The organism is Clostridioides sp. GD02404 (assembly GCF_045898275.1).
In the GTDB taxonomy this organism is placed as follows: domain Bacteria; phylum Bacillota; class Clostridia; order Peptostreptococcales; family Peptostreptococcaceae; genus Clostridioides; species Clostridioides difficile_A.
Map to the genome: position 1 here is coordinate 1 of NZ_JBJOCA010000001.1, position 14313 is coordinate 14313.

The 14313-nt window shown below is 29.7% G+C and carries 12 protein-coding genes; 11 read left to right on the plus strand and 1 reads right to left on the minus strand.

Translation table 11 applies throughout. From position 1 onward, the window contains the following. Positions 1-264 precede the first annotated feature (264 nt). Positions 265-2550: a GGDEF domain-containing protein gene (locus tag Q3287_RS00005; protein ID WP_054277108.1), complete on the plus strand. Its 2286-nt coding sequence runs from the start codon at positions 265-267 to the stop codon at positions 2548-2550. A gap of 6 nt (positions 2551-2556) precedes the next feature. Further along, positions 2557-4476, plus strand: coding sequence for an extracellular solute-binding protein (locus Q3287_RS00010; RefSeq protein WP_407963275.1), 1920 nt, complete (start codon positions 2557-2559; stop codon positions 4474-4476). A gap of 297 nt (positions 4477-4773) precedes the next feature. Here the strand turns inward: Q3287_RS00010 and Q3287_RS00015 are convergent, their stop codons facing one another. After that, positions 4774-6252 (minus strand): arylsulfotransferase family protein, encoded by a 1479-nt coding sequence (locus Q3287_RS00015; protein ID WP_219672962.1) that lies wholly within the window; start codon positions 6250-6252, stop codon positions 4774-4776. Between the two features lie 493 nt (positions 6253-6745). On the opposite strand from Q3287_RS00015, the gene Q3287_RS00020 reads away from it, so the two are divergent. The 9 genes from Q3287_RS00020 to Q3287_RS00060 all read left to right on the plus strand — a co-directional run bounded on the left by Q3287_RS00020 (position 6746) and on the right by Q3287_RS00060 (position 14215). Then, positions 6746-7204, plus strand: a complete 459-nt coding sequence (locus Q3287_RS00020; protein ID WP_021385161.1) for a PTS sugar transporter subunit IIA — start codon at positions 6746-6748, stop codon at positions 7202-7204. A 63-nt stretch (positions 7205-7267) separates the two neighbouring features. Continuing rightward, complete coding sequence (locus Q3287_RS00025) at positions 7268-7543, plus strand: PTS sugar transporter subunit IIB (protein WP_021385190.1); 276 nt, start codon at positions 7268-7270, stop codon at positions 7541-7543. Between the two features lie 58 nt (positions 7544-7601). Then, complete coding sequence (locus Q3287_RS00030; protein ID WP_054277105.1) at positions 7602-8876, plus strand: PTS galactitol transporter subunit IIC; 1275 nt, start codon at positions 7602-7604, stop codon at positions 8874-8876. A 130-nt stretch (positions 8877-9006) separates the two neighbouring features. Beyond that, a complete protein-coding gene (locus Q3287_RS00035; protein WP_054270926.1) occupies positions 9007-10059 on the plus strand; it encodes a galactitol-1-phosphate 5-dehydrogenase in 1053 nt (350 codons plus the stop codon). Next, on the plus strand, positions 10059-11090 hold the full coding sequence (locus Q3287_RS00040) for a zinc-binding dehydrogenase (protein ID WP_054277103.1): 1032 nt from the start codon (positions 10059-10061) through the stop codon (positions 11088-11090). Before Q3287_RS00035 ends, Q3287_RS00040 begins: the two co-directional genes overlap by 1 nt. Positions 11091-11180: 90 nt before the next feature. Further along, positions 11181-11993 (plus strand): transketolase, encoded by an 813-nt coding sequence (locus tag Q3287_RS00045; RefSeq protein WP_407963276.1) that lies wholly within the window; start codon positions 11181-11183, stop codon positions 11991-11993. A 2-nt stretch (positions 11994-11995) separates the two neighbouring features. After that, positions 11996-12916, plus strand: coding sequence for a transketolase family protein (locus Q3287_RS00050; RefSeq protein WP_074178380.1), 921 nt, complete (start codon positions 11996-11998; stop codon positions 12914-12916). A gap of 155 nt (positions 12917-13071) precedes the next feature. Further along, on the plus strand, positions 13072-13518 hold the full coding sequence (gene rpiB / locus Q3287_RS00055; RefSeq protein WP_054277101.1) for a ribose 5-phosphate isomerase B: 447 nt from the start codon (positions 13072-13074) through the stop codon (positions 13516-13518). Positions 13519-13549: 31 nt separating this feature from the next. Beyond that, positions 13550-14215 carry a ribulose-phosphate 3-epimerase gene (locus Q3287_RS00060; RefSeq protein ID WP_407963277.1) on the plus strand — a complete coding sequence of 222 codons (666 nt, stop codon included), beginning with the start codon at positions 13550-13552 and terminating at the stop codon, positions 14213-14215. The last annotated feature ends 98 nt before the right edge of the window (positions 14216-14313 follow it).

The following is a 14313-nucleotide window of genomic DNA, read 5'->3' on the forward strand; positions in this document are numbered from 1 at the left end:
AATCTTTTATAAATTATAAATTAATAAAAATAACTATTAAGCTTTCATTTTCAAGAAATGATTATTATTAGATTAGAAATGAATATATTAAATTCTTGTTTTCTTAAGTAGTATAGTAGAAGATAACGATTTTTGTATAAATGAAGGTATTTAATTATTAATCTAAACTTGTATTATACAATAAATTACTTACTAAGTTTAAGTTGAATCCAGAAGTCTTTAATTATTAATACATATTTAGATTTATTATTCAAGGGGTATTATATGAGTGTAAAAAGAAAAACGTTAAACAGCACACAAATGGTTAGGGCAATAGCAATAGTATTCATAGTTGTATGTTTTTTTATGGGTGTAATATGTTTTAAATACTATTGTAAATTGAGAAACACTGTGCAAGAAGAAAGTAGCAACTATCTTCAAGAAATATCTAATAGAATAGGTAGTAATGTGAGTAAGATTATTGATGATAGCTACTCTATATTAGATACAATAGCATTAATGATAAAAAATACAAATATAGATTCTTTTCAGAAAGCGAAACCTATAATGGATTCTCAAAAAAAATATTGGAATTGCCAAGATATTATGATGATTGATGAAAATGGAGTTGCATATAATTCTGATGGCGAATCAGTTTCTCTTAGCAGTGATGCATACCTTCAAGATGCTGTCATAAATAAGAAAGAATCTATGTCTGTGTCACAAATGATAGATAATAAAGAATGTATAGTTTTTGCTGTCCCACTAGATAATGTGTCAATTGATAATAAAAATATAGTTGCACTTGCGATAAGTTATTCTCCTGAAGCCTTTGATAAAGTGCTATCTATGACTTCATTTAACAATCAAGCATATTCACATATTATCAATAAAGATGGTACAGTGGTAGTTCGTTCATCATCTCCTATTGCTGAAAAAACAGGGTATAATATACTGAACACTATAAGCCAATCTCAGTTAGATTCTAATAGTGACTTCAGCAAGATGAAAAATGATATAAACAATAATCTTAGTGGGCAAATCGGGTTTAAATTAAATGGTTCACACGAATATATGGTATATATTCCTATTGGACAGGAAAATTGGTATTTGTTAACTTTTGTGCCAGTATCTGTAGTAAATGCAAAATCTAACTTATTGTTAAAGATTACATTATTATTATGTGGTTTTATAACATTAGCATTTGCAATTCTTACAATAGCTTTGATAATATCTTTTTATCGACATAAGAAGAACTTAGAACAGATTGCCTATGTAGATACTGTGACTAAAGGAAATACAATACAGAAATTTTATAATATCTCAGATGACTTATTAAATCAATCTTCTGAACAATATGCACTTGTATATATGAATATTGAAAAGTTTAAAATGCTAAATGACCAGTTTGGAAGAAAAGCAGGAGATTCTATATTACGAGGAGTGTATGATGGTATAACCTCTCTTTTAGCTCCTAATGAATGTATGGGAAGATTGTTTGCAGATAACTTCTGTATACTCATATCATATAGTGAGGATTCTTCTCTTACTAGAAGATTTGAAGATTGGTATGATGCTATTATGAAAAATTCTGGAAAATATGGGTTTGAGTGGGCTTCTCTTTCCATACAATTTGGTGTTTTTATAATTACAGATACTTCTATGGAATTTCCGTACATGGCTGACCGCGCAAAACTTGCACTACGTGATTCTACAAAAGATTTTAAAAATAACAAGATAAAGTATTCTATTTATAATGAAAAGGTTCGTCAACAATTAGTACGTGAAAAACAGTTAGAGGATATGATGGAAAGTGCCTTAGAAGAAGGAGAATTCCAAGTATATCTACAACCTAAATATATGACTGAAAATGAGAAAATAGGGGGAGCAGAGGCATTAGTTCGTTGGATTAGTAAATCAGAAGGTATGATTTATCCAGACGCATTTATCCCATTGTTTGAGAAAAATGGATTTATTGTAAATGTAGATTTATGGGTATTTGAAAATGTTTGTATGACTTTGCAAAGATGGCTAAATGAAGGCAAAGATTTAGTAAAAATATCTGTAAACTGTTCAAGGATTCAATTAAAAGATGAAAAGTTTTTAGATAAGTATTATGAAATTTTTTCACGTTATAGTGTGCCTTCACAGTATATTGAGATTGAGCTGACAGAAAATATGGTATATGAAGATACTGAACGTTTATCTGCCATTATTGATGAAATTCATTCAATGGGATTTGGATGTTCTATGGATGATTTTGGAAGTGGATATTCTTCACTAAATCTTATACAGGATATACCTGTAGATACATTAAAATTAGATAAGATATTTTTTAGAAATACTAAAAACAACTATGGTCGTACTAAGTCTGTAGTAAGCAGTATAATTGTTATGGCAAAATCACTTTCTATGACTACTGTGGCAGAAGGTGTTGAAGAGTATAATCAAGTAAAAATGCTAAAAGAAATAGGTTGTGACTATATTCAAGGATATGTATTTGCAAAACCAATGCCAATTTCAAATTTTGAAGAACTTTTATTTGGGTTACCAAAAAATGATGAGGAGTGATACTATATGTTACGATGTTTGAAGCTTAAATATTTAAGGCACTTTTATAAAATCAAACTATCTTTGGTATTAATTTTACTTAGTATTTTTGTAACTTTTATAATTTGTGGGTGTACAAAAAATGAAACAGAAGATATTCTAACACAAAAAGTAACCCAAGATAATCGAACTCCTATTACTATTTTGGTTAAGTATGCTTTTTCAATTAATAACTTTGAAAAAGCTGTTGAAAAAAAATTTCCTAATATTGATATTGTTCAAGTTGGGAACTACACAGCCAATACTACTTTAGCAGAGGAATATAAAGCACGTTTAGAGCATGATGATTTAACTGATATAGTTATGACTTGGCCATTAGATGTAGGAGAGGAATACTGGGATGACCGACTTATTGATTTATCTGGTATGACTTTTACCAGTAAGTATAATACATCCATGCTTAAGCCTATTACTAGAGATGGAAAGCTTTATTATTTACCAGGACCTGCAACTATACGTGCTATTGTCTATAATAAAACATTATTTGAAGAAAATGGTTGGGATGTGCCTAAAAATTATAATGAATTCATTGAATTATGTCAAAAAATTGAGAAGACAGGTATGCGTTCCTTACAACTTAGTCTTGGAAATAAAGAAGTCTTAGATACACCATTTATTGGTTTTAACTATGCAAATAGCTTTAGTAAACCTGAAGATGCTAAATGGCTTGATAATTATAATAATGGAAGTGGAAGTTTTGGTGATCATTTCAAACCTTCTTTGGACGTTTTTCAAGAACTTATCCAAAAAGGGGTACTGAAGAAGAATGACTTAAATCTACACTATCAAGATAGCCAAAATATGTTGTTTACTCGTCAATGTGCTATGACAGAAGACTCTAATTTACTGGCACATTCAGCTTTTGAACAAACTGGGTCTACTGATGAATTTGCACTTATGCCGTTTTTTAGTCCTGGTGAAGATGGAGATTGGGCTAGATTATATATGGTTTGTTACATTGGTCTTAATAAGCATTTAACTGAATCAGAAAATAAAGAAAAATATGACTTAGTAATGCAGTTGATGAATTATATTAGTACTCCTGAAGGGCAAGAAGCATTATCTAGTGATGCTGGTGGCATGTTTTCAAGTTTAAAAGGGATGCCATTACCAAGTGAACCCGAAATAGAACCATTATTACCAGCTTTAAAACATGGACGATATGCTGTTTTTCCTACTTTTAAAAATATACAAGACTCATTGCGTGAAGGTCTTGCTGGAATGATAGATGGGACATTAGATAAAAATGATGTTATAAAAATGGTTGATAAACAGAACACATCTTCTTCAAAAGCTATAAGTCCTAAAGTAATTGGAAATGCTAAAAAAGATTTTTCTATGATTGAAACAGGAAACCTTATAACAGATGCTATGCGTGCGAAAAGTGGATGTGAAATTGCATTGTTTTTAGATAATGGTAAAGATGGACGCTATAATGGTAAGGGAGTTAGCGCTAAGCTTTATAAAGGTGATGTTACAACAACAGATATACAACGAATATTTCCTGATTTAAAGCATGGAGAGACTGGAACACTATGGAAGATAAGTATGACTGGTAAAGACCTCCTTAACACTTTAGAACACTCTATAACTGTGGATAACAACAATAGTGGATGGTTTTATTATTTTTCTGGGCTTAAAATGGAGTATTCTCCAACAGATAAACCAGGTAAAAGAATTAAAAAGATTACAACAGCAGAAGGAGATTCTATAGATTTAAACAAATCATATTCAATTGCTGTTATGGATTATAGCGTTCCAGACAAATATATTAAGAAATGTGATAAGACAAATATTAAAATTACGGATATAATAACAGAATATATAGAAAAACAAAAAGGTGTTTCTCCTAGTGAAGACCAAAGATTTGTGATAGCAAATCCTTAACAACTTAACTTAATACATACGACAAATAATAATTTTTTTATATTAATTTATAATATTTTAGAATTATACAGATACATATAATTATGGGTTAATAAAGGACAGTACTAAAAGAGAAAATATGTATTATAATAGTTTATGCATAGACCAAATAAATAGGATTATCTAGTGAATATAAGAAATTAAAAACTGTAGACAGGAAAATACCAATAATATGGTATTATAGTGATTTTCTAATATTTAAGCAGGTGTTACAACAACATAAGAGTTGGCACCTGCTTTTTATATTAGATAAATTTGTTATTGAATTTTATAACATCTATACATACTTTCACCACTTTTAAAGGAGAATTTAAAATAAATTTTGTCATTAGAAAAGTCTTTTTCCATAGCTACTAAATCCTGGCTTTCTCCAGCTTTTCCTCCAGTACCAATCAAAAACACATTTTTATCACTATCTATTTCTTGAACTGACCCCATATATTTATAGTAGTCATCTATACTATATGAATTATATTCGGTAACTTTTTTATTTTCTTCATCCAATTTTATTTTAACAACTCTTGTAGCTTGATTTTTTACGCCATTATCATATAGAGTTATGTATCCATCTTCTGTAATTCTAGCATTATGTTGTCTTGAGAATTTTTGATTATCTGTTAAGTTAAACTCATCTCCCAATCCTCCTAATGTCCAAAGAATCTCTCCTGTTTTTCTATCTAATTTTATAACTTCATCTAGATTTCTAAATGAACAAATTAAGTTTCCATCATTTGGGTCAATAGCCATAGAATTAAAATGTACATAATCTAAAGCTGAGTCACTTTTTTGGCTAAAAGTATTGTTTTCAACGCTTTCTGAATATAGTTTTTGATTGTCAGTACTTTCCCACTGCCATACAACCTTTCCATCTTTTATCTCTTGTAATACACTATTTACTACATAAGGTGAATTTCCTTTACTTAAACTTGATGGAATATTTGTTGCTTTAACTTTTTGATAACTAGAAACAATATAGTGATTGTCATTTATATATATAAAATCATGATTTTCTAATTCAGTACCAGCATCTATATTTTTACTTTTTTCCATAGTAATTTTATTTATTTCATTATAGTTCTCATCTAAGATTACAAGATAAGTTGGTGAATATCCAACAGCATTTATTCTTTTTGTTGAATCTTTATCTTGTAGTAAGTACCCATATCTAATTTTACCATCCTCTGTAGTTATTTTTTTAAAGTCAAAAGGATTTGATTCAACCTCTTTATAAAAAATTATATTTCCATCATTGTTTAATTTAAATACAAAATTATGTTCTTCGTTGTGCGTAGTAAGATAATAATCACCATCATAAGGGCTATTTGCAGTAACATTATACTTTGGAAAGTTTTTTGAAAGAGAATTTATATAATAATTTCTGTATGAACTTTCATTTTTATACATAACAGATATTTTTATTTTTGAGGAACTACTTATTTCTTTCAATTCAAAAGTAGAGTTTTTAGATATATCGATTTCTTTGTCGTTTATTTTTACAATGCTTGCTTTATCATTGTTTTTTACTGCTATGCTATTTTGGGTAGTAGAATTAAGCTGCTTTACATTTTGACTATTAAAAATGCCTTCTTTAGAAAGTGTTATATCATAACCATTTATAGAGATATCTAGCGTTGGTTTTGATTTGTTTTGATTTGCAAAGACTCGATTTACAAAAATTCCGAAAATGAATAATACACTGCATAAAAATACAATCTTAAATAAATTTTTTCTTTTCATAGTTTACCACCTTTTCATATTAAGTTTTCATGTTGACATCTTGATTTTATTACATGAATAAAGAAAATAGATGAATTTATTTATGCTAAAAATGAATTTTATTGGACAATTATATGAAAATTCATTCATCTAAAAATAGAATAGATGAAGAAAATATGAAAAAATAAACTATTTTTAGAATAAATAATTACATAAAAAGATTATTAAACATAAAAAACCAGTAATAAAAAACAAAAAAATCATTTCTGTAACAAAAAAAACCACAAAAAATATAAAAAAGTATGGTTAGTTAAGTGATTAACAAGTAAAAATTAAAATAAAAATTAAAAAAAATTTATCAATGAAAGTTGGGTAAAAACCTATAATAGAGTAGCATTTTAGGGAAAACATTTTCTTTTGTTTCACAAAAAAAGCCACTTTTTGGCACGCGGCATGCTTTATATAAAGGCAAGAAAAACAAGATATAAGATAAGTGCAATTAGGAGGTGTAAATATGGAGTTTATAAATTTTGTAAGTGATAAAGTTATAAACCTTAAAATGGAGTGTAAAACAAAAGAAGATTTCTTTAAAGAAATACATAATAAAGTTTTTGAACTAGGCTTTGTAAAAGAAGAATTTGGAGAAAAAATATTAGGAAGAGAGAATGTATTTCCAACAGGTTTAAATTTAGGTGACTATGGAGTAGCCATACCACATACAGATGCAGAATATATAAAAGAGCAATTTATAGCAGTCTGTACTTTTAATGAACCAGTAGTATTTAGTTCTATGGAAGACCAAGATGAAAAAGTGCCTGTAAATTTAGCTTTTGTATTAGGTCTTAATCAACCACATAGTCAATTATCTGTATTAACAGAGTTGATGGGAATTATGCAAAATAAAGAGTTAGTTGACAAGTTAATAAATTCTACTGACAAAGAAGAAGTTTTAAAGACAATAAAGTCTTTATAAAAATAAAAAAGAAAAGTACTAAAAATAAAAAATAGAAAATAAAATCATTGGGAGGAAATAAAAATGAAAAAAATATTAGTAGCATGTGGAGCAGGAATAGCAACATCAACAGTAGTTTGTGACAAGGTAGAGAGATTAGTTAAGGAAAACAATATACAAGCAGAAGTTATACAATGCAAAATAGCTGAATGTGCAACAAAGCAAGATGGAGCAGACTTAATAGTATCAACAACTATATTACCAACAACTTATAATATACCAGCAATAAAAGCAACAGCTTATATAACTGGAGTAAATACAGCAGCATTAGATAAGAAAATATTAGATGCTTTAAAATAATCCTATCATAAATACATTGAAATCATATTTTATAAAACAGAAAAAGGAGGATTTATAAATGGATAAATTATTAGCAGTAGTACAATACATTTTAAACATGGGACCAACAGTAATACTACCAATAACAATTGTAGTCTTAGGAATGATATTTAGAATTAAGTTTACAAAAGCTCTAAAGTCAGGTCTTACAATTGGTATAGGATTTGTGGGTATAAACTTAGTTGTAAACCTATTAACTTCAACACTAGGGCCAGCAGCTCAAGGAATGGTTGAAAGATTTGGACTTAACTTAACAGTAATAGATGTTGGTTGGCCAACAACAGCATCAGCAACATGGGCTTCACCAGTTGCACCAATATTAATACCAGTTTGTTTATTAGTAAACTTACTATTATTATACTTCAATAAAACAAAGATATTAAACGTTGATATATGGAACTATTGGCACTTTATAGTAGCAGGTGCAGTTGGATATATAGTAACAGGAAGTTACCTTTGGGCTATATTCTGTGCGATATTAATGGAATTATTAGTACTATTTATTGCAGAAAAAACAGCCAAAAACGTCCAGGAGTTTTATGATTTAGAAGGTATAGCACTACCAACTGGTTCAACAGCTTCATTTGCTCCACTTGGATATTTAGTAGGAAAATTTGTTGAAAAAATACCAGGAATAAATAAGATACAAGCAGACCCAGATTCTATACAGAAAAAGTTTGGTATCTTTGGAGAACCAATGATGATGGGTATTATATTAGGTATAATACTTGGAGCACTTGCTGGATATGATGTAGCAGGAATATTCAATGTAGGTATATCAATGGGTGCAGTAATGTTACTTATGCCTAGAATGGTTAGAATATTAATGGAAGGTCTAATTCCAATTTCAGAATCAATAAGAGATTTCTTACAAGCAAAATATGGAGACAGAGAACTTTATATAGGACTAGATGCAGCAGTAGCAACTGGGCATCCAGCAGTTATATCAACAGCTCTTATACTTGTTCCTATAACTCTATTCTTAGCAGTTATATTACCAGGAAATAAAGTTCTACCATTTGGAGACTTAGCGACAATACCATTCTATATGGCATTTATAGTATGCTTTAGAAAAGGTAATATAGTTCAGTCAGTTATAACAGGAACTATAGTAATAGCTATATCACTTTATATGGCTACAAACTTTGCAGATGTTCATACACAATTATTACAACAAGCAAACATGATGCCAAAAGGAACAACAATGGTTACAAGTATAGATACAGGTGGTAACTTGCTAAAATGGGGAATATTGAAATTATCTCAATTAGTTTCTTCATTTGGAATATTCTAATATGTAGTTAATAGAGATTACTCTTTTTTAGTAAAGTATGCGAAAATTTAACATTTAGCAGCTACTAGAAAAGAGTAATATTTTTTATAAAATTTTAAAAAATACAAAATACAAGAGGAGGAGATTTATCGTGAAAGCAGCAGTATTACATGGCACAAATGATATGAGATTTGAAGATATAGAAATAAAACCATGTGAAAGTGATGAAGTAAAAATAAAAGTTATGGCAGCAGGAATATGTGGGTCAGATCCTCCAAGAGTATTAAAACATTGGAAATATCCAGTTCCAGCTATACCAGGACATGAATTTTCTGGAGTAATTGCTGAAGTTGGTAAGGATGTAAAGAATGTAAAAGTTGGAGATAGAGTAGTTGCAATTCCTTTTATACCTTGTAATGAATGTGAATATTGTAAAAGAGGATTATTTTCACTATGTGATGACCATGGAATGTTAGGAGCTAAGACTTTTGGAGCTTTTGCAGAGTATGCAAATATAAAAGCTACAAATGTATTACCAATAGGAGACATGGATTTTGAAGATGCAGCTATGATAGAACCATTAGCAGTTGCTATGCATGGAGTACTTAATATAGGTGTTCAAGTTGGAGACACTGTAGCTGTAATGGGTAGTGGAACAATGGGACAATTAGTAATACAAGGACTTAAAATAGCAGGAGCAGGAAAAATTATAGCAGTTGACATATCTGAGAATAAATTAAGAGAATCAAAGGAATTAGGGGCTGATATAATAATCAATGCTAAAGATGTTAACCCAGTAGAAAAAATAAAAGAACTTACTGATGGAAAAGGTGTTGACATAGCTCTTGAATGTGCAGGTTCAAAAATAACTCAAGAACAGTGTTTACTTATAACTAAAAAGAAAAGTAAAATAGGATTTTTAGGAATAGCATACTCAGATATAACTTTATCAGAAGAAGCATTTGAAAATATATTTAGAAAAGAACTAGAATTAAAAGGTTTCTGGAACTCTTATTCTGCACCATTCCCAGGGCAAGAATGGACTAAAGGAATCAACCTAGTTAATGAAGGAAAAATAAAATTAAAAGAAATGGTATCTCATAGATTTTCACTTGAAGACACTTACAAAGCTTTTGAGATGATAAGAGATAGAAAAGAAGAATTTAATAAGATATTAATTTTACCACAAGGGGTTGAAAAATAATGAAGGCAGTAGTTAAAACTAAACCAGGCTATGATAATGTAGAAGTCTTAGATGTAGAAGAGCCAAAAGCTACAGGAGACAAGGTTAAAATAAAAGTAGAATATAGTGGTATATGTGGTTCAGATATACATTCATTTAAAGGAGAATATGCAAATATAAAAGCTCCAGTAACATTAGGGCATGAATTTTCTGGAATTGTTGTAGAAATAGGAGAAGATGTTAAAAATATAAAAGTAGGAGATAGAGTTACATCAGAAACTACTTTTGCAACTTGTGAGAGCTGTATATACTGTGCAACTAAAGATTATAACTTATGCTCAACTAGAAAAGGTATTGGGACTCAAGTAAATGGAAGTTTTGCTGAGTATGTATTATCAAGAGAGGAAAGTATACATGTTCTTCCTGAAAATGTATCTTTATTATCAGCAGCTCTTACAGAGCCACTAGCTTGTTGTGTTCATGCAGCTCTTGAAAAGACTACTATAGAAAGTAATGATACAGTTTTAATAATAGGACCAGGACCAATCGGCTTATTATTAGCTCAAGTTGTTAAATCTCAAGGTGCTACAGTTATAATGTCTGGAGTTACAAAAGATAAAGAAAGATTAGAAATAGCTAAAAATCTTGGTGTAGATAGAACAGTAAATGTAATGGAAGAAAATTTAGCAGATGTAGTAAATGAAATGACTGATGGAAATGGAGTAAGTAAAGCCTTTGATTGTTCTGGATTTATGCCAGCAGTTAATGAAGCTTTAAGATTACTTAGAAAAAAAGGTACTTTTGTTCAAGTTGGAATATTTGCTAAGAAACTAAATGAAATGGACCAAGATGCAATAGTTCAAAGAGAATTACAATATATAGGAAGTAGATCACAAAAGCCTAGTTCTTGGATTATAGCATTGGATTTAATGAATAGTGGAAAAGTAAATACAGAAGCTTTAGTTACGAGAACTGTTAGTTTAGACGAATTTAAAGAGGGTATTACAGCTTTAATGAACGGAGAAGAAATAAAAGTAGCAGTAAAATCTTAAAAAAACATTTGTATTATTTTAAAAAAAATTGTAAAATCTACTGTAGGATAAGAAATGTAAGGTCTTAAAAAATAACAGGAGGAAGAAAGTATGAGCACTCTTAGATATCATTCTAATAACATTAGAAAAAACATAATAAAAATGGTTGCAGAAGCTAAAAGCGGACATCCAGGTGGTTCATTATCAATAGCTGACATATTGACAGTGTTGTATTTTGAGAAAATGAATGTATGTGTAGAAAATCCAAAAATGGATGATAGAGATAGATTTGTTCTATCAAAAGGTCATGCAGCACCAGCTTTATATGCCACATTAGCAGAAAAAGGATTTTTCCCAAAAGAAGAACTAATAACATTAAGAAAATTTGGTTCTAAATTACAAGGTCACCCAGACATGAAAAAAGTAGCAGGAATAGATATGTCTACTGGTTCTCTTGGTCAAGGTCTATCTGCAGCAAATGGTATGGCACTTGCAGGAAAATTAGATAACAAAGACTATACAGTGTATACTATATTAGGTGATGGCGAAATCCAAGAAGGTCAAGTATGGGAAGCTGCAATGACAGCATCACATTACAAATTAGATAATTTAATTGCATTTGTTGACTTAAATGGATTACAAATAGATGGTTCTAATGAAGAAGTAATGAATGTAAATCCAGTAGATGACAAATTCAAATCTTTTGGATGGAATGTAATGGTAGTAAATGGACATTCTTTTGAAGAAATAGGAAATGCAGTTGATGAGGCTAAAAAAGTTACAGGAAAACCAACTGTAATAATAGCTAAGACAGTAAAAGGTAAAGGTGTTTCATTTATGGAAAATAATGCTGCATGGCATGGAACAGCTCCAAATGCAGAACAAGCAGAACAAGCATTGAAAGATTTAGAAGGAGGTCTATAAGAATGGGAATAGCAACTAGAGAAGCTTACGGACAAGTGTTAAAAGAACTTGCAGAAAATAAAGATATAGTAGTATTAGATGCAGATTTAGGAAAAGCTACAAAAAGTATAACATTTAAAGAAGTTGCTCCAGATAGATTTTTTGATATGGGGATAGCAGAAGGTGACATGATTGGTACAGCAGCAGGTCTTGCTACTTGTGGTAAAATACCTTTTGCAAGTACTTTTGCAATATTTGCAGCAGGGAGAGGTTATGAACAAATAAGAAACTCTGTAGCATATCCAAATTTAAATGTTAAAATAGCAGCTACTCATGCAGGAGTAACAGTAGGTGAAGATGGTGGTAGCCATCAAGCTATAGAAGATATATCTCTAATGAGAGGTATACCAAATATGGTTGTATTAAATCCAGCAGATGCTTTAGAAGCAAGACAAGCTATACTTGCATCTATTGATTATAATGGACCTGTGTATATAAGATTAGGTAGAGCTGCGACTCCTGACATAAACAGTGAAAATTACAAATTTGAAATAGGAAAAGGAACTGTTTTAAGAGAAGGTTCTGATATAACAGTAATAGCTACAGGAATAATGGTAGCAAAAGCTTTAGAAGCAGCAGAAGAACTTACTAAAGAAGGTGTAAATGTAGAAGTTATCAATATGTCTACAATAAAACCATTAGATGAAGCATTGATAAAAGAAACTGCTAAGAAAACTGGAAAAGTAATTACAGCAGAGGAGCATAGCATAATAGGTGGTTTAGGTTCAGCTGTATGTGAAGCTTTAGCAGAAACTAAAGATGTAGTAATTAGAAGAATTGGTGTTAAAGATGTATTTGGTCAATCAGGTACACCAGCTGATTTATTAAAGCATTATGGATTAACTACAGAAGATATAGTAAAAAATATAAAAGAATTATTATAGATATAAATATATCTAATAATAAATTGATTTAATATAAATCAATTAAAGCTGTCTTAAAAATAGAAAGAAATTTCTACAATGGGACAGCTTTATTTTTACGATAATTGAAAAATATTAAAAATGGAAATGAAAAATCATGAAAGAGGTGCTGTTTAATGAAGATATCTATTGGATGCGACCATGGTGGTTATGAATTAAAAGAATTTATAAAAGAAAACTTATTAAATAAAGGTATAGAAGTTGAAGATGTAGGTACAAATTCAAAGGAAAGTGTAGATTTTCCAATATATGCAAAGAAAGTAAGTCAAAATGTTCAAAGTAAAAAATCAGATTTAGGTATACTTTGTTGTGGAACAGGTATTGGTATGTCTATTGCAGCAAATAAGTTTAAAGGAATTAGAGCTGCTGTTGTTTCAGATTGTTTCTCAGCTCAAGCTACTAGAGAGCATAACAATACAAATGTACTCTGTTTAGGTGAAAGAGTTGTTGGAAAAGGATTGGCAATGAGAATTGTTGAAGAATGGTTAAATTCAAGTTATAATGGAGAAAGACATGCAAGAAGATTACAAATGATTGATGACATAGAAAAAGAAAACTTATAAGTATCTAAAATTTATAACAAGGAGGAAAGTTATGTCTATTATTTGTGCTTCAATAATGTGTGCAGACCAAATGAATTTAAAAAAGGAATTAGAAGCTCTTGAAGAAGCAGATGTGAAATTACTTCATTGTGATGTTATGGATGGAATATTTGTTAAAAACTTGGCTATGGGTCCAGAGCTATTAAAGTCAATAAGTGAAAATACAACAATACCTTTAGACATTCATTTAGCTACAGAAACTCCAGACAAGTATATCGATATGATGTCTTATATAAAGCCAAAATATATTTCTTTTCATATAGAATCAAGTACAGATGTAAAAGCAGATATACAAAAGTTAAGAGATTATGGTATAGGGCCAGTCTTAGCAATAAGTCCTCAAACAAGTGTGGACAAAATAGAAGAATATATAGATTTAGTTGAGGGTATCTTAGTAATGACAGTAAATCCAGGATTTGCAGGTCAAAAGTTTAATCTTTCTGTATTGGATAAGTTGGATAAACTTACAGATATACTAAAAGATTATGATAATCCTCCATTTATAGAGGTTGATGGAAATATAAATAAGGATACTATCAAACTTATGAATGGTAAAAAAGTAGATATATACGTTGTTGGTACTTCAGCTTTATTTAATGACAAACCTCCAACTTCATATAAAGACAAAATAAAAGAGCTAAAGGAAAGTATAAAGTAACGATATAAATTTATAAGATGTTTCTGTTTCATAATGAAGGGCTTGAATAGAAACAATAAATTTTACAATATTTAATAAAAATTTTAGTTAAGTAAGGA